The 15062-nt window shown below is 69.2% G+C and carries 15 protein-coding genes; 8 read left to right on the top strand and 7 right to left on the bottom strand.

The window, feature by feature from the left end; translation table 11 throughout:
• The first annotated feature begins 49 nt into the window (after window positions 1-49).
• Window positions 50-709 (top strand): Rv0361 family membrane protein, encoded by a 660-nt coding sequence (locus tag G6N33_RS22800; protein WP_044506582.1) that lies wholly within the window; start codon window positions 50-52, stop codon window positions 707-709.
• Window positions 710-748: 39 nt separating this feature from the next.
• Here the strand turns inward: G6N33_RS22800 and G6N33_RS22795 are convergent, their stop codons facing one another.
• Entirely contained in the window at window positions 749-1105 is a 357-nt protein-coding gene (locus G6N33_RS22795; RefSeq protein WP_044506583.1) for an iron-sulfur cluster assembly accessory protein, read from the bottom strand.
• A 70-nt stretch (window positions 1106-1175) separates the two neighbouring features.
• Window positions 1176-2252: a glycerate kinase family protein gene (locus G6N33_RS22790; RefSeq protein WP_044511983.1), complete on the bottom strand. Its 1077-nt coding sequence runs from the start codon at window positions 2250-2252 to the stop codon at window positions 1176-1178.
• Between the two features lie 229 nt (window positions 2253-2481).
• Between G6N33_RS22790 and G6N33_RS22785 the strand changes: the two genes are divergently transcribed.
• The 4 genes from G6N33_RS22785 to G6N33_RS22770 are packed head-to-tail and all read left to right on the top strand — an operon-like array spanning window position 2482 to window position 5511.
• A complete protein-coding gene (locus G6N33_RS22785) occupies window positions 2482-3132 on the top strand; it encodes a DUF3043 domain-containing protein (protein ID WP_232069483.1) in 651 nt (216 codons plus the stop codon).
• A 26-nt stretch (window positions 3133-3158) separates the two neighbouring features.
• Window positions 3159-3695, top strand: a complete 537-nt coding sequence (locus tag G6N33_RS22780) for a bifunctional adenosylcobinamide kinase/adenosylcobinamide-phosphate guanylyltransferase (RefSeq protein WP_044506585.1) — start codon at window positions 3159-3161, stop codon at window positions 3693-3695.
• The gene (gene cobT, locus G6N33_RS22775) at window positions 3695-4756 is read left to right on the top strand and encodes a nicotinate-nucleotide--dimethylbenzimidazole phosphoribosyltransferase (RefSeq protein ID WP_101528681.1); all 1062 of its coding nucleotides are present in this window, start codon (window positions 3695-3697) and stop codon (window positions 4754-4756) included. The genes G6N33_RS22780 and cobT overlap by 1 nt, the downstream gene beginning before the upstream one ends.
• Entirely contained in the window at window positions 4753-5511 is a 759-nt protein-coding gene (locus G6N33_RS22770) for an adenosylcobinamide-GDP ribazoletransferase (protein ID WP_101528682.1), read from the top strand. Before cobT ends, G6N33_RS22770 begins: the two co-directional genes overlap by 4 nt.
• Window positions 5512-5525: 14 nt before the next feature.
• On the opposite strand, the gene G6N33_RS22765 is transcribed toward G6N33_RS22770, so the two are convergent.
• Together G6N33_RS22765 and gcvT are read right to left on the bottom strand one after the other, a co-directional pair.
• A complete protein-coding gene (locus G6N33_RS22765; RefSeq protein ID WP_044506587.1) occupies window positions 5526-6632 on the bottom strand; it encodes a branched-chain amino acid aminotransferase in 1107 nt (368 codons plus the stop codon).
• 55 nt (window positions 6633-6687) lie between these two features.
• Window positions 6688-7791 carry a glycine cleavage system aminomethyltransferase GcvT gene (gcvT, locus tag G6N33_RS22760; RefSeq protein ID WP_044506589.1) on the bottom strand — a complete coding sequence of 368 codons (1104 nt, stop codon included), beginning with the start codon at window positions 7789-7791 and terminating at the stop codon, window positions 6688-6690.
• 153 nt (window positions 7792-7944) lie between these two features.
• Here gcvT and G6N33_RS22755 point away from each other — a divergent pair, with 153 nt between their 5' ends.
• Both G6N33_RS22755 and G6N33_RS22750 read left to right on the top strand, forming a co-directional pair.
• Window positions 7945-9048: an adenylate/guanylate cyclase domain-containing protein gene (locus G6N33_RS22755; RefSeq protein WP_044506590.1), complete on the top strand. Its 1104-nt coding sequence runs from the start codon at window positions 7945-7947 to the stop codon at window positions 9046-9048.
• 30 nt (window positions 9049-9078) lie between these two features.
• A complete protein-coding gene (locus G6N33_RS22750; protein WP_044506592.1) occupies window positions 9079-10635 on the top strand; it encodes a leucyl aminopeptidase in 1557 nt (518 codons plus the stop codon).
• Window positions 10636-10645: 10 nt separating this feature from the next.
• Here the strand turns inward: G6N33_RS22750 and G6N33_RS22745 are convergent, their stop codons facing one another.
• On the bottom strand, window positions 10646-12178 hold the full coding sequence (locus tag G6N33_RS22745; RefSeq protein WP_231382654.1) for a phytoene desaturase family protein: 1533 nt from the start codon (window positions 12176-12178) through the stop codon (window positions 10646-10648).
• Window positions 12179-12247: 69 nt separating this feature from the next.
• The gene (locus G6N33_RS22740; protein WP_044506595.1) at window positions 12248-12712 is read right to left on the bottom strand and encodes an SRPBCC family protein; all 465 of its coding nucleotides are present in this window, start codon (window positions 12710-12712) and stop codon (window positions 12248-12250) included.
• A gap of 154 nt (window positions 12713-12866) precedes the next feature.
• Between G6N33_RS22740 and G6N33_RS22735 the strand changes: the two genes are divergently transcribed.
• Complete coding sequence (locus G6N33_RS22735) at window positions 12867-13205, top strand: hypothetical protein (RefSeq protein WP_044506597.1); 339 nt, start codon at window positions 12867-12869, stop codon at window positions 13203-13205.
• A gap of 6 nt (window positions 13206-13211) precedes the next feature.
• Here the strand turns inward: G6N33_RS22735 and G6N33_RS22730 are convergent, their stop codons facing one another.
• The gene (locus G6N33_RS22730; protein WP_044506599.1) at window positions 13212-14987 is read right to left on the bottom strand and encodes an SDR family oxidoreductase; all 1776 of its coding nucleotides are present in this window, start codon (window positions 14985-14987) and stop codon (window positions 13212-13214) included.
• Between the last annotated feature and the right edge of the window lie 75 nt (window positions 14988-15062).

Raw genomic sequence — 15062 nt, 5'->3', positions numbered from 1 at the left:
AGCCGCTCGTGGTCCCGTGTAACACCGTCTCACACCGGAGGAGAACCACATGGGCGGTCCGAACTCGCCGAATCCGACTGTCGGCGGCGACGGACCCGGGTCATACAGCGAGCAGCCGGTCGACTTTCCGCACGACCCGCCGCCGGGCGGGACGGCGTTTGCCCCGGGCCCGCACAACGAACCCCCATATCCCGGCCCGACACCGCCCGGCTACTCGAAACGACGACCGGCCCGGCGGCTGATCATCGGCACCCTGGCCGCCGTGGCGCTGGTCGCCGCGATCACCGCGGCGATCGTGTACGGGGTGCGGACCAACGGCGCCAACACCGGCGCGTCGTTCTCCGAAGCCGCGGCCAAGACGGCCATTCAGAACTACCTGGACGCCCTCGGCAGTCGCAACACCGAGGAGATCTCCCGCAACGCGCTGTGCGGCCTGTATGACGGCGTCCGCGACAGGCGCTCCGACCAGGCGCTGGCCAAGTTGAGCAGCGACGCCTTCCGCAAACAGTTTTCGCAGGTCCAGCTGACCTCGATCGACAAGATCGTCTATCTGTCGCAGTACCAGGCTCAGGCGTTGTTCACGATGCAGGTGGCGCCGGCCTCGGGCGGCCCGCTGCGTGGGCAGGTTCAGGGCGTCGCCCAGCTGCTGTTCCAGCGCGGCCAGATCTTGGTGTGCTCGTATGTCCTGCGTACCGGGGGCTCGTATTGACCGGCCCCCGGTTACCGGGCGGTGCGAGTCAGGTGCAAATCAGTTGAAGGAGTCACCGCAGGCGCAGGAGCCGGTGGCGTTCGGGTTGTCGATGGTGAAGCCCTGCTTTTCGATGGTGTCCACGAAGTCGATCGAGGCTCCCTCGACGTAGGGCGCGCTCATCCGGTCCACCGTCAGCGTCACGCCACCGAAGTCGGCGGTCAGGTCGCCGTCCAGGGACCGGTCGTCGAAGAACAGGTTGTAGCGCAGCCCGGCGCATCCGCCCGGCTGCACCGCGATCCGCAGCGCCAGGTCGTCGCGCCCCTCCTGGTCCAGCAGGGCTTTGGCCTTGGTGGCGGCGGCCTCGGTCAGGATCACGCCGTGGGTCTTGGCGGTCGACTCGTTTTGCACCGTCATTGCTTCTCCTACATGCCTGTCGTTGGGTAGGTGCCCGGGCACCCGAACCTCTCGGGTTGAACCCACTGCCTCAACGGTACCTCGCAGGACCGCTATTCCCGAGTCGCGCCGCCACCTGTGACGCTAATCCCATCAGCTGGTTTGCCGCGTCAGCCAGCGCCAATCCCACCGAGCCGGCGTACTCGGCCATGGACAGCGCCGACATGATGCCGGCGGTACGCACCGCCGTCTTGTCCAGGCCGACCTGCCCGGCCAGCACGATCACCGGAATGCCCAGCGGGCCTGCGGCCGCCGCGAGCGACCCGACCACTTTGCCGTGCAGCGACTGCTCGTCGAATTTGCCTTCCCCGGTGACGATCAGCTCGGCAATCTCGAGGTCGTCGGCCAGATGGGTGTACTCGGCGATGATCGCCGCGCCCGATTCGCACCGACCCCCGAGCGCGAGTAGCCCGGCGCCGATGCCTCCGGCGGCGGCGGCCCCGGGCTCGGAGCTGACGTCGCGGCCCGCCGCCGCCTCCAGCTGCAGCGCCCACGCCTCCAGCCGAACTTCCAGCGCCGCGACCGTGGCGGTGTCCGCGCCTTTCTGCGGGCCGAACACCCGGGCCGCACCCCAGGGGCCCACCAGCGGATATTCGGTGTCGGAGGCGGCGACGAGCTCGACGTTGGCCAGCTGCCGACGCGCGACTTCCAGGCCGCCGAGCTCGGCGATCATTCCTTGCCCGCCTTCGGTACAGGCACTGCCGCCCAGCCCGACCACGATGCGCTTGGCTCCGCAGCGCAGCGCCTCGGCGATCAGCTGTCCAACTCCCCTGCTGTGCGCCGCCAACGCGGTCTCGGAATCGGGCGGCCGCCCGAGTAGTTTCAGGCCGCACGTCTGCGCACATTCGAGGTAGGCGGTCGCCGACTCCGGGTCCCATACCCATTCCGCGTCGACCGTCCCGTCCAGCGGCCCGGAGACCCGGATGCTCCGCTTCTCCCCCAGCCGGTTGGCCAGCACGTCAACGAAACCCGGGCCGCCGTCGGACTGCGGGGCGACGATGAATTGGTCGCCGGGGCGCGATCGGGTCCAGCCGGTAGCAATGGCGGCGGCGGCTTCTACTGCCGAGAGGCTGTCGCCGTAGCAATCCGGGGCGACCAACACCCGCATGGCCGGCAACTGCAGACGACCCGGAGACAGGCCAACGGCACCTTCGTCCGAGGCCATCGAGCCGTTGTCCATCACCCGCAGCCGTCCATCTGGTAAAGGGTAGGTCCAAGTATCGCCCCAGCGCAGAGCAATGGCGATGCCGGCGGGGCCGTTCAAAGAATCGACTTGGCTGCGAAGTAACCTGGCCATTGTGAAGTTGTTGGGCCGTAAGAAAACCCAGGCGGACGCCGTGGCGGGCGATCTGGTGACGCCGGTCACCTCCGACGTCGACGCGGCCGCGGTGGCGCGTGGATCGCGCCGAACCGACCCGAAGGGACGGCCGACGCCCAAGCGCGACGAGGCTCGGCGCAGCGCGAAGAAGAAGGGGCCGGTGGCGCCGGCGCCGATGACCGCCGCCGAAGCGCGGGCTCGGCGCAAACAGCTGGCCGGTCCCAAACTCAGCCGGGCCGAGCGCAAGGCCGAACGCCTCGCCAGCCGGGCCCGGATGACCGATCGCCGGGAACGCATGCTGGCCGGCGACGAGACCTACCTGCTGCCGCGCGATCAGGGCCCGATCCGCCGCTACGTGCGCGATGTGGTGGACGCGCGACGCAACCTGCTCGGGCTGTTCATGCCGGCGACGCTGTCCCTGCTGTTCGTCATGTTCGCCCTGCCGCAGCTGCAGCTCTACATCTCCCCGGCGATGCTGGTGATCACGGCGGTCATGGGTGTCGACAGCGTGATCCTGGGCCGCAAGGTCAGCCGGCTGGTCGATGCGAAATTCCCGAGCAATACCGAAAGCCGATGGAAACTCGGCCTTTACGCCGCCGGACGGGCATCCCAGATGCGCCGGATGCGCGCCCCCCGGCCCCAGGTCAAGCGCGGCAGCAATGTCGATTAGCCGTCTGGCGAAAGCGCGCTGACCCAGTGCGCACCCTGGTGCTCGGCGGCATCCGGTCCGGTAAATCCGAGTGGGCCGAACAAGCCGTCACCAGTGCATTGCCGTCCGGTCAGCCGGTGCGTTACCTGGCGCCCGGATCGTGCGGCGCCATGGACACAGCCTGGGCGCGCCGCGTCGCGCTGCATCGCGACCGTCGGCCCGAGCACTGGACGACGGTCGAAACCCGGGACGTGGCAACCGAATTGGGGCGGTCACCGGATACCCCGACGCTCGTCGACGACCTGGGCACCTGGTTGACCGGGACGCTGGATCACCACGACGCCTGGGAGAACGGGTCGGTGGCGGACCCCGTTGCGCGGATCCTCGACGCGATCGGCGCGTTCCGCTCGACGCTGGTTTTGGTCAGTCCCGAGGTCGGCCTGACCGTGGTGCCCGCCACTGCTGCCGGGCGGCGCTTCGCCGACGAACTTGGTTCGCTCAACCAGCGTGTCGCGGCGCTGTGCGAGCGGGTGGTGTTGGTGGTGGCGGGTCAGCCGGTATCGATCAAAGTGTCGGAGGCGTGATGGAGTTTCCGCCGATCACACCGCCCGACGCGGCTGCCGCGGCGGCTGCCCGCGCCCGCCAGGACACCCTGACCAAGCCGCGCGGCGCGCTGGGCCGCCTCGAGGACCTGTCCGTGTGGGTCACGTCGTGTCAGGGGCAGTGCCCGCCACGGCAGTTCGAGCGAGCCCGGGTGGTGGTGTTCGCCGGCGATCACGGCGTCGCCCGCTCCGGGGTATCGGCGTACCCGCCGGAGGTGACCGCGCAAATGGTGGCCAACATCGACGCCGGCGGGGCCGCGATCAACACACTGGCCGCGATCGCCGATGCGACGGTGCGGGTCGCCGACCTGGCGGTGGACGCCGAGCCGCGATCCGAGCGGATCGGCGCGGACAAGGTGCGCCGCGGCAGCGGCGACATCGCGGTGCAGGACGCATTGACCGACGAGCAGACCGCGGCGGCGATCTCGGCGGGGCGCCGCATCGCCGACGAAGAGGTCGACGCGGGCGCCGACCTGTTGATCGCCGGCGATATGGGCATCGGCAACACCACCCCGGCCGCGGTGCTGGTGGCGGCGCTGACCAACGCCGAGCCGGTCGCGGTGGTCGGATTCGGATCCGGGATCGACGACGCCGGCTGGGGTCGCAAGACGGCCGCGATTCGCGACGCGTTGTTCCGGACCAGGCCGGTGCTGCCCGACCCGGTCGCGCTGTTACGCAGTTGCGGCGGTGCGGATTTGGCTGCGCTGGCCGGGTTTTGCGCGCAGGCCGCGGTGCGGCGTACCCCGCTGCTGCTCGACGGCATGGCGGTGACGGCCGCCGCGCTGGTCGCCGAGCGCCTGGCCCCGGGCGCGCGCCACTGGTGGCAGGCGGGACACCGGTCCACCGAACCGGGCCACGCGCTGGCGCTGGCCGCGCTGGAGTTGGAGCCGCTGCTGGATCTGCGGATGCGGCTCGGCGAGGGCAGCGGTGCGGCGCTGGCACTGCCGGTGCTGCGCGCCGCGGTGGCCGCGCTGGCCTCGATGGCGACCTTTGCCGAGGCCGGGGTCTCCGACGACGCCGGCCCGCCGGTCGCCCCATCGTGATTCCTTCGCTGGCAACAGCTTTCGCATTCGGCACGGTGCTGCCCGTGCCGGCGTCGCGTAGTGCCGCGATGGGTCGAGGCGCCCTGACGGCGCTACCGCTTGTCGGCGCGGTGCTCGGGCTGCTGGCTGCGGGGGTGACCTGGGGTGGTGTCATGGCATTCGGCACGTCCAGCCCGCTGTCCGGATTCCTTGCGGTGACAACGCTTTTGCTGGCCACCCGTGGCTTGCATATCGACGGTGTTGCAGATACGGCCGACGGGTTGGGCTGCTACGGGCCGCCGCAGCGCGCGCTGTCGGTGATGCGCGACGGGTCGACGGGCCCCTTCGGCGTGGCGGCGGTCGTGCTGGTAATCGCGTTGCAGGGGCTGGCATTTGCGGCGCTCGCCGCGGCCGGGCGGCACGGGCTGGCCGCGATCGTGGTGGCTGTCGCCGCCGGCCGGGTGGCAGCCGTGTTGGCCTGCCGCCGGCCGGTGCCGGCGGCCGCCGGGAGCACCCTGGGCGTGCATGTCGCCGGGACACAGCCGATTGCGGTGGTGGCGGCCTGGATCGCGGTGCTGCTCGGCGTTTCGGTGGTGGCGGGTCCACGGCCGTGGCAGGGGCCGGTCGCGATGCTGCTGGCGATGTGCTGCGCGGCGGTGCTGGTCGCGCATTGTGTGCGCCGGTTCGGCGGCATCACCGGCGACGTGCTGGGCGCCGCGATCGAGGTGACCACGACGGTCGCGGCGGTGACGCTGGCGGGACTGGCGCGCTGCTGACGACGTCGGGCGGGCTAGCCCAGCCGTGACATCCAGCCGTGGGTGTCGGCGAAGGTACCGCGCTGAATGCCGGTCAGGGTGTCGCGCAACGCCATCGTCACTTCACCGGGTTGGCCGTCGGCGATGGTGAACTCGGTGTCGCCGTACTTGACCCGCGCGACCGGGGTGATGACGGCGGCGGTGCCGCAGGCGAAGACCTCGGTGATCTCTCCCTCGGCCGCTTTCTTCTGCCACTCGTCGATGTCGATCTTGCGCTCCTCGACGGCGAAGCCGGCGTCAGTGGCCAACTGCAGCAACGAATCCCGTGTGATGCCGGGCAGCAGCGAGCCGGACAACTCCGGGGTGACCAGCCGCGACGTGCCGCCGCTGCCGAGCACGAAGAACAGATTCATGCCGCCCATCTCTTCGACGTAGCGACGCTCGACCGCGTCAAGCCAAACCACTTGGTCGCAACCGTTTTCCGCGGCTTCGGCCTGCGCCAGCAGCGATGCCGCGTAGTTGCCACCAAACTTGGCCGCGCCGGTGCCGCCGGGGCTGGCCCGCACGTATTCCGTTGACACCCACACGTCGACGGGGTTGATGCCGTTGCGGAAGTACGCCCCGGCCGGTGAAGCGATCAGCAGGTATCGGTAACGCTTGGCCGGGCGCACGCCCAGGCCGGTTTCGGTGGCAATGATGAACGGCCGCAGATACAGCGACTCTTCGCCGCCAGCTTGGGGCACCCAGTCGTTGTCGACGGCGATGAGCTGACGCAGCGATTCCAGGAAGATCTCGTCGGGCAGCTCCGGGATCGCGAGGCGTCGCGCCGAGGACCGCATTCGCGCGGCGTTGGCATCGGGCCGGAACGACACGATCGAGCCATCTGTCCACCGGTAGGCCTTGAGTCCCTCGAACACCTCTTGCGCATAGTGCAGCACGATCGCCGACGGATCCAGCTGGATCGGGCCGTACGGGATGACATGTGCGTTGTGCCAGCCCTGCCCGTCGTCGTAATCGACCGAGACCATGTGGTCGGTGAAAAATTTGCCGAAACCGGGGTCGGCCAGGATTGATTCCCGCTCCGCGCCACTTGCAGGATTAGACGCGCGTTGAACGGTGAACGCGAGAAGGCCGCTCGTCATGCGCCGATTCTATATGCGCGTGCCAATGGGTTTTTCCCGCGTGAATCGTGGCGCGCTAACGGGTTTTCAGCTCGACGAATGGCGGGCGCACCACTGCACAGTCGACGGACCGGCCGCGCACGTCGACCGTGATTTGCTGACCGTCCTCGATCCCCGCGTCGGTGTCGATCAGCGCCAGCGCGATGCCGGCCTGCAGCGTCGGCGAGAAGGTTCCGGAGGTAGTGATCCCGACGGGTTTGTCGGCGGCCAAGACCGTCAGCCCGGGCCGCAACACCCCACGCCCCACCATCCGCAGCCCGCGCAGCAACCGCCGCGGTCCGGCCGACTTCTCAGCCAGCAGCGCGTCGCGGCCGAAGAAGGCTTCCTTGTTCCATCCGATCGCCCAGCCGCAACGTGCCTGCAGCGGCGAGATGTCCAGCGAGAGCTCGTGACCGTGCAGTGGATAACCCATCTCGGTGCGCAGGGTGTCGCGGGCGCCGAGGCCGGCCGGCTCGCCGCCCGCGGTGGACACCGCCGTCACCAGCGCGTCGAACACCACGCCCGCGGAGTCCCAGGGCGGTAGCAGTTCATAGCCGTGTTCGCCGGTGTATCCGGTCCGGCAGACCCGCACCGGCACCCCCCCGAACGACGCGTCGGCGTAGGCCATGTAGTCCATCTCGGTCGGCAGCCCGAGCTCGCCGAGCACCGCCGAGGACCGCGGCCCCTGCACGGCCAGCACCGCGTAGGAGCGGTGCTCGTTGGTGATCGTCACCCCGTCCGGCGCCGAGGCTTGCAGCGCCTCGACCACCGCAGCGGTATTGGCCGCATTGGGCACCAGGAAGATCTCGTCGTCGGCGACGTAGTAGGCGATCAGGTCGTCGATGACGCCACCGGATTCGGTGCAGCACAGCGTGTATTGAGCCTTGCCCGGACCGATCCGGCCCAGGTCGTTGGTCAGTGCCGAGTTCACGAATTGGGCTGCGCCGGGCCCGCGGACCAGCGCCTTGCCGAGGTGGCTGACATCGAACAGCCCCACGGCATTTCGCGTCGCGTTGTGCTCACTGACGGTGCCCGCGTAGGACACCGGCATCAGCCAGCCGCCGAACTCGGCGAAACTGGCGCCCAGCTGGCGATGGCGGTCTTCCAGCGGTCCCTTGATCGACTCGGATGCATCGCTCACGACGGTCCACCCTAGCTCGCGACGATGCCCGCCGGTCCGCGGCGGGAGGAGGAGCGAGCGATCCCACCCCGCTCGCGACGATGCCCGCCGGTCCGCGGCGGGAGGAGAAGCGAGCAGTTCTACCGAGCGCGTGCGCCTGGCAGACTTGGGTGGATGTCCGATTCCCTGGACTTCGATGCGCTTGAGGCCGCCGGGGTGGCCAACGCGCACGCGCGGGCCGATCTGATCAAGTATCTGGACGAGCTGGGCTTTTCAACCGAGGAGATGGTCGACGCGGAACGCCGTGGCCGGCTGTTCGGCCTGCCCGGCGACGTGCTGTCGTGGTCGGGGCGGCCGGTCTACACGTTCGCGGCCGCGGCGCAGCAGCTCGGTGTGACCGCCGAGGAGGTCGCCCGCGCCTGGGCGTTGCTCGGCTTGACCGCCGCGGGTCCCGATGTTCCCGTGTTGAGCCAGGCCGACGTCGACGCCCTGCAAACCTGGCTGGCGATCAAAGCTGTGGTCGGCCAAGACGGCGCGCACGGCCTGCTGCGGGTGTTGGGAGTCGCGATGGCCCGGCTCGCCGAGGCCGAGTCGACGATGATCCGCGCCGGGACACCGGACATTCAGATGACCCACACGCGCGACGAACTGGCTACCGCGCAGGCCTATCGTGCGGTCGCCGAGTTCGTGCCGCGGCTCGGGGCGCTGATCGACGTCGTGCATCGCCACCACCTGATCAGCGCTCGGACGCACTTCGAGGACGTCCTTCGCGACACTTCGGCGGCGGTGGTGTGCGGCGTGGGGTTCGCCGATCTGTCCGGTTTCACCGCGTTGACGCAGGCGCTGACCCCCGCGCAGCTGTCGTATCTGCTCAACGAATTCGCCGGCACGGTCTCCGATGTGGTGCATGCCGACGGCGGCCGGGTGGTGAAGTTCATCGGCGACGAGGTGATGTGGGTGAGCTCGGCGCCGGACCGGTTGCTGCAGGCGGCGATCGACCTCGTCGAGCACCCGAAGGCCCGCGAGGAAGGGCTGCAAGTGCGGGCGGGGCTCGCCTACGGCACGGTGGTGGCGATCAACGGCGACTACTTCGGAAACCCGGTCAACCTGGCCGCGCGGCTGGTGGCTGCGGCGGCGCCAGAACAGATCCTGGCCACCGTCGAGCTGCGCGACGCGCTGCCGGACCGGCCGGCGGTCGCCCAGGGCCCGTTGACACTCAAGGGTTTTGACGCCCCGGTCAGCGCGTTCGATCTGCACGCCGGGACGCTGCCGAGCTAGGCCCGCTGCCGGTGACTAGGGTGAGGACGCGTGAGCACCGAACCCGGATACCAGGCCCCTTCCGTCACCGTCGCCACGTCGCTGCCTAAACGCGCCGCCGATGCGTCGGTGTTGCTCGTGCCCGTCGTCTCCACTGGGGACGACGACCGGCCGGGCGCGACCGTCGTCGCGGCCGAGGCGTTTGTCTCGGCCGACGCGGTCGCCGAGATCGAGGCCGGGCTGCGGGCGCTGGACGCCACCGGCGGCAGCGAACAGGTGCACCGGCTGGTTGTTGCCTCGCTGCCGGTGGCCAGCGTGCTCACCATAGGGCTGGGTAAGCCGAAGGACGCGTGGCCGGCCGACACCATCCGCCGCGCCGCGGGTGTGGCGGCGCGTTCGCTCGGCAAGACCGCGTCGGTGCTCACCACACTGGGCGAACTGCCCGGCGACGGCAGCGCGTCGGCCGCGGTCGAGGGTCTGATCCTGGGCAGTTACCGCTTCACCGAATTCCGTAGCGACAAGACGGCGCCGAAAGACCAAGGGCTGCGCGAGATCACCGTGCTGGCCACGAAAAGCTCGGCCAAGGACGCCGAGCGGCAGAGCGCGCACGGCGCGGCCGTCGCGGCTGCGGTCGCCACCGCCCGAGACTTCGTCAACACCCCGCCCAACGCGCTGTATCCCGCCGAATTCGCCAGGCGAGCAAGAGCTTTGGGTGAGTCAGTGGGTCTCGAGGTGGAGGTGCTCGACGAGAAAGCGCTGCAGAAGGCCGGTTACGGCGGGGTCATCGGTGTCGGCCAGGGCTCGTCGCGTCCGCCTCGCCTGGTGCGACTGACCCACCACGGGTCGAAGCTGGCCAAGAAGCGTAAAGACGCCAAGAAGGTCGCCCTGGTCGGTAAAGGTGTCACGTTCGACACCGGCGGCATCTCGATCAAGCCGGCGGCGGGAATGCACCACATGACCTCGGACATGGGCGGTGCTGCCGCGGTGATCGCGACCGTCGCGCTGGCCGCACAGCTGGAACTTCCGATCGACGTGATCGCCACCGTGCCGATGGTCGAGAACATGCCCTCGGCGACGGCCCAGCGTCCCGGTGACGTGCTGACCCAATACGGTGGGATCACCGTCGAGGTGCAGAACACCGACGCGGAAGGCAGGCTTATCCTCGCCGATGCCATCGTGCGCGCCTGCGAGGACAACCCGGACTATCTGATCGAGACCTCCACCCTGACCGGCGCCCAGACCGTGGCGCTGGGTGCGCGCATCCCTGGGGTGATGGGCAGCGACGACTTCCGCGACCGGGTCGCGGCGATCTCGCAGGCGGTGGGCGAGAACGGCTGGCCGATGCCGTTGCCCGACGACCTCAAGGACGACCTGAAGTCCACGGTGGCCGACCTGTCGAACATCAGCGGGCAGCGTTTCGCGGGCATGCTGGTCGCCGGGGTCTTTCTGCGCGAGTTCGTCGCCGACGGGCTCAGTTGGGTGCACATCGACGTGGCCGGGCCGGCCTTCAACACCGGCAGCGCGTGGGGGTACTCGCCGAAGGGGTCCACCGGTGTGCCGACTCGCACCATGTTCGCGGTGCTGGAAGACATCTGCGAAAAGGGCTAGTAACAGCCGCTCAGCGCGTGCCGGTCAGCAGCGAGAACACCGCACGGCGCAGATTGCGGCGCGGCCAGCCGGTCACACCGTCGGCGGCCAGGGCGGCGTTGGCCGCGTTGCGTCCACACGCGCCGTGCACGGAGCCGCCCGGGGTGGCCGACGCGCTGGCCAGATACAGCCGCTCGATCGGGGTTTCGGCCCGGCCCATCCCGGGCGCCGGACGAAAGATCAGCATCTGCTGCAGTTGCGCGGTCCCGCCGTTGAGCGCCCCGTGGTGCAGGTTGGCATCGTGGGCCTCCAGGTCGGACGGCCGTTGCAGGTGGCGTCCGACGACGTGCGAGGCAAAGCCCGGTGCGTGCGCTTCGATCACCCGATCCATCGACTCGGCCAGCCGCTCGGCAGACGCGTCGTCGTGCACGTGGCGCGGCAAATGCGTGTAGGCCCAGACACTTTCGGTGCCAGACGGTGATCGGGTCGGGTCGGCGATGCTGGTCTGGCCCAGCAGCATGAAGGGATGCGTCGGCACCGCGCGGGTGTTGATATCGGCCATCCAGCGGATCAGGCCGGGCCCGTCGGCGCCCAGATGAACAGTCCCCACGTCACGTAACGCCTTGGCATGCCACGGAATCGGGGCGTCGAGCGCATAGTTGACCTTCACCACGGGTGGATCCCATACGAAATGGGTGAGGTCGCGGCGCAGTCCCGCCGGGACGGCATCGGCCGGCAGCATGTCGCAGAACAACCGCGGCGCCGTCACATCGGCCAGCACCGCGCGGCGGGCATTGACCGTCCGGCCGTCGGTGGTGTTCACCCCGGTTGCCCGTCCGCCACGCACGTTAACGCGACATACGTTCTGGTCGCACTCGATTCGCGCTCCCGCCGAACGAGCACGCCGGACCAACGCCGCCGTCAATTGGCCCGATCCGCCAACCGGCACCGGCCAGCCGCGGTCCTGGGCGAGCATTGTCATCAACAGGCCCATCACCCCGCTGCCCGGGGCGTCCAACGGAATGTCGGCGTGTAAAGCGTTGCCCAGCAGCAAAACTCGCGGCGCGTCGCCGTCGAAAAGCTGTTCTGCCATGGCGGCCGCTGGCTGCACCAACAGGTTCGCCAGTCGCAACGCCTCCGATGTCCCGAGCTTGTGCAACAACGTCAGCAGCGGCCGCACCGGCGGAAACGGCGCCAGGATGGCGTCCAGCAGCGGCTTTTTCACCCTGTCCCACAGCCCCAGCAGGCGCAGCCAGTTTTCCCCGTCGCCGGCGGTGCGGCGGTCGAACTCCGCCGCGGTGCGCGCCGGGTCGGGGTACACGACGGGCGGATCGTCATCATTCGCGCTGCGCGCGTGGCCGACCACGGCCGGTGCGCGTGACCAGCGTAGGCCGTGGTCCTCGAGCCCGAGTGCCGCCATGGCCGGTGATGCCACCGTCATCGGGTAGAACGAGCTGAACAGGTCGGTGACGTAACCGGGTGTCAGTTCCGCGCTACGCACCGCGCCGCCCGGTTCTGGCTGGGCCTCGAGCACCAGCACGTCCCAGCCGGCGTCGGCGAGCATCGCCGCCGCGACCAGCCCGTGATGGCCGGCGCCGACGACGACCGCGTCGACCGTCTGCGCGGCCACGGACTAGTCGACCTCGCTCGGCTCAAGCCGTTCGGCCAGCGCTGCGAGCCGCAATAGGCATTCCCGGTTACGGGGGTAGACGGCGGCCAGGGCCAGCCGGTCGGGGATGATCTTCATCGGGCCTTCGGCCGGGACCTCGATCATGTCGATTCGGCATCCGCCCGGAGTATCGGTGAGCCGCAGCGTTATTCGGGCGACCCCGAAGGGCCTGCCGTGTGCTCGCAGAACGAGCTCCGCACCGGGAGTACAGCTTTCGACCACGGTTTTGTCGTTGATCACCAACGGCCACACCCCGACCGAGTGCCGGATTACGGACCCCGGCTGCGGCCAGTGTGAGTCGACCGCGCGGGTGCGGCTGTTGCCGACCACCCACTGGGTGTAGGTCCATCCATCGGCTATCGTGTCCCAAACCTGCTGGCGCGAGGCCCGCACCTCGCGACTGGTGGCCATCTGCTCCTTGGATGTCATCGGAATCCTTTCGCTCGGCGTGCCTGGCAGCGGGTTACCCCGCTCGGCGCGGGCCAAGCGCGCCGGCCTGGACCGATGCCGACAAGTTCACCGTTTAGCCAGCTGTTCGGCTGGCTAGTCTCCCCTTCGACCGGTACTCGACAGGAGGCGAAATATGACGGTGCGACGGGTGATACTTGGCCTGGCCGCCGTGCTCTTACTAGTGGGCGTGATCGGGCTTTTGGTGCCGGTGAAGGTCTCGGACGGCAACGGCAACTCCGTTTCCTGCGGCAACGGCGCCGTCTCCGACCTGACGGCGGCGCGCAACGCCAACGACAAGAGCGTGGCGAACATCCCGATCGTCAACCAAATCGTTCCGCACACCGACTACGTGGCGCAGTGCGAATCGTCGCTCGGTAGTCGGCGCGCCTGGACGATCCCGTTGACGCTGATCGGACTGGTCGGTATCGCGGGAGCGCTGCTGTTGCAACGGGATCGGGCACCGACGGCCTAAGCCCGTCTAGATGATCCGGAATCGCGCGGTGCTGCGCAACGCTTGCGGCAATAACCGCGAAAGCCCGTACAGCGCATACGCTTCCGGCGCTACCGGCCGAATCGGCTTCTTCTTCTGCACCGACGACAAGATCGCGGCGGCGACTTTCTCCGGTCCGTAGCGCCGCAGCGCGAACATGCGGCGGAGCTGACCGCGCCGGCCGTCGACGTGGGTGTCCGACCTGCCTACCGGCGCGTCGAACCGGGTGGTGTGGATGATGTTCGTATCGATCAGCCCGGGGCAGATGGTGGTCAGGCCGACGTCGGCGGCGTCGAGTTCGGCCCGCAGGCAGTCGGAGAACATGTAGGTCGCCGCCTTGGAGGTGCAGTAGGCGCTCAACGACTGCAGTGGGGCGTACGCCGCCATCGACGAAACGTTGACGATGTGTCCGCCCGTGCCGCGCGCAACCAACCGCCGCCCGAAGGCCCGGCAGCCGTTCACCACGCCGCCGAGGTTGACGTCCAGGACCCGGTCGAACTGGTCGGCCGGGGTGTGCAAAAACGCGCCGGCCTGCCCGATGCCCGCGTTGTTGACCACGATGTCGGGCACGCCGTGTTCGTCGCTCACCCGCTCGGCGAACGCCTCGACGGCGTCGGCATCGGAGACGTCCAGCACGTAGCTGTGCGCCACCCCGCCGCGTGCGGCGATCTCGGCCGCGGTCTGTTTGACGGCGGCTTCGTCGATGTCGCTGACGATCAGCTCGGCTCCCTGGCCGGCGAACGCCACGGCGGTGGCCCGGCCGATGCCGCTACCGGCGCCGGTCACCGACACCAGAGTGTCGCCGAAGGCGCCACGGGGGCGGCCCACCTGCGCGCGCAACAAGGCACGGCTGGGTTGTTTGCCGTCGGCCCAATCCGCGATGTCGTGCACCGCGGCCGCCATCACCTGCGGGTGTGACATCGGCGAGAAATGCCCGGCCCGGATGTCGCGCCGCCACAGCCGCGGCACCCAGCGCGCGGTCACGTCGTATCCGTAGGGCCGGACGTACTTGTCGCGGGTGTTGACGATGAGCTGCACCGGCACCTCGACCAGGCCGATATCTCGGCCACGGATCGAAAACGAACGAAAGTAGTTGGCGGGGTAGGTTTTTACCGATTGAGCCGCATCCCTGGCGAAGTCGGCGGAGTGGTGAATTTGCTCGGCGGGAAGGTTGTCGACGACATTGCGCCGCACCGCCGGCACCGAGAACGCGGCCCGCAACAGCAGCGGCGCCAACACCGGGACCGAGAAGCACACCATGTATGTCAGTCGCAGCGCCTGGCTGAGCGAGCGGGCGAATCTGCGCGGGCGCCACGGTTGGCGCAGGCCGCTGAAGATGTAGTCGACCAGTTGCTCCTGGCTCGGGCCGGACACCGACGTGAACGTGGCGATCCGATCAACGGCGTCGGGCCGTTTCAGGTATTCCCAGATGCCCACCGACCCCCAGTCGTGGGCCAGCACGTGCACCGGCCGCCCCGGGCTGAGTTCCCCTGTCACCGCCGCGAAGTCGTCGGCGAACCGAGCCATCGTGTACGCCGACACCGGTTTGGGTGCCGCCGATCGGCCCACCCCGCGGTTGTCGTACCGGATGATCCGAAACCGCTCGGCCAACTGTGGGACGACGCCGTCCCACAGCACGTGCGAGTCGGGGAAGCCGTGGACCAGCACGACGGTGGGTCCGTCGGGGTTGCCCTCTTCGTAGACCGCGATACGCACGCCGTCCGCACTGTCGACGAATTGCTGTGGTGCTCGTGTTGCCGGCATCGAGGCTCACCGTAGCAAGCCGGGCCAGCCCTGACTGCGGGCCGACCCAGCGGCAATGACAGGATAGTTTTGACG

This window comes from Mycobacterium simiae, from assembly GCF_010727605.1.
Classification (GTDB): Bacteria; Actinomycetota; Actinomycetes; order Mycobacteriales; family Mycobacteriaceae; genus Mycobacterium; species Mycobacterium simiae.
This window is presented reverse-complemented; position numbering and strand designations above follow the sequence as displayed.

Excerpts from the sequence above, each read along its gene's own strand:
- cobT (WP_101528681.1), top strand. The coding sequence starts at position 3,695 with ATGGAGTTTCCGCCGATCACACCGCCCGACGCGGCTGCCGCGGCGGCT.
- G6N33_RS22755 (WP_044506590.1), top strand. The coding sequence starts at position 7,945 with ATGTCCGATTCCCTGGACTTCGATGCGCTTGAGGCCGCCGGGGTGGCC.
- G6N33_RS22735 (WP_044506597.1), top strand. The coding sequence starts at position 12,867 with ATGACGGTGCGACGGGTGATACTTGGCCTGGCCGCCGTGCTCTTACTA.
- G6N33_RS22765 (WP_044506587.1), bottom strand. The coding sequence starts at position 6,632 with ATGACGAGCGGCCTTCTCGCGTTCACCGTTCAACGCGCGTCTAATCCT.
- G6N33_RS22740 (WP_044506595.1), bottom strand. The coding sequence starts at position 12,712 with ATGACATCCAAGGAGCAGATGGCCACCAGTCGCGAGGTGCGGGCCTCG.
- G6N33_RS22795 (WP_044506583.1), bottom strand. The coding sequence starts at position 1,105 with ATGACGGTGCAAAACGAGTCGACCGCCAAGACCCACGGCGTGATCCTG.
- G6N33_RS22790 (WP_044511983.1), bottom strand. The coding sequence starts at position 2,252 with ATGCGGGTGTTGGTCGCCCCGGATTGCTACGGCGACAGCCTCTCGGCA.
- G6N33_RS22800 (WP_044506582.1), top strand. The coding sequence starts at position 50 with ATGGGCGGTCCGAACTCGCCGAATCCGACTGTCGGCGGCGACGGACCC.
- G6N33_RS22730 (WP_044506599.1), bottom strand. The coding sequence starts at position 14,987 with ATGCCGGCAACACGAGCACCACAGCAATTCGTCGACAGTGCGGACGGC.
- G6N33_RS22745 (WP_231382654.1), bottom strand. The coding sequence starts at position 12,178 with ATGCTCGCCGACGCCGGCTGGGACGTGCTGGTGCTCGAGGCCCAGCCA.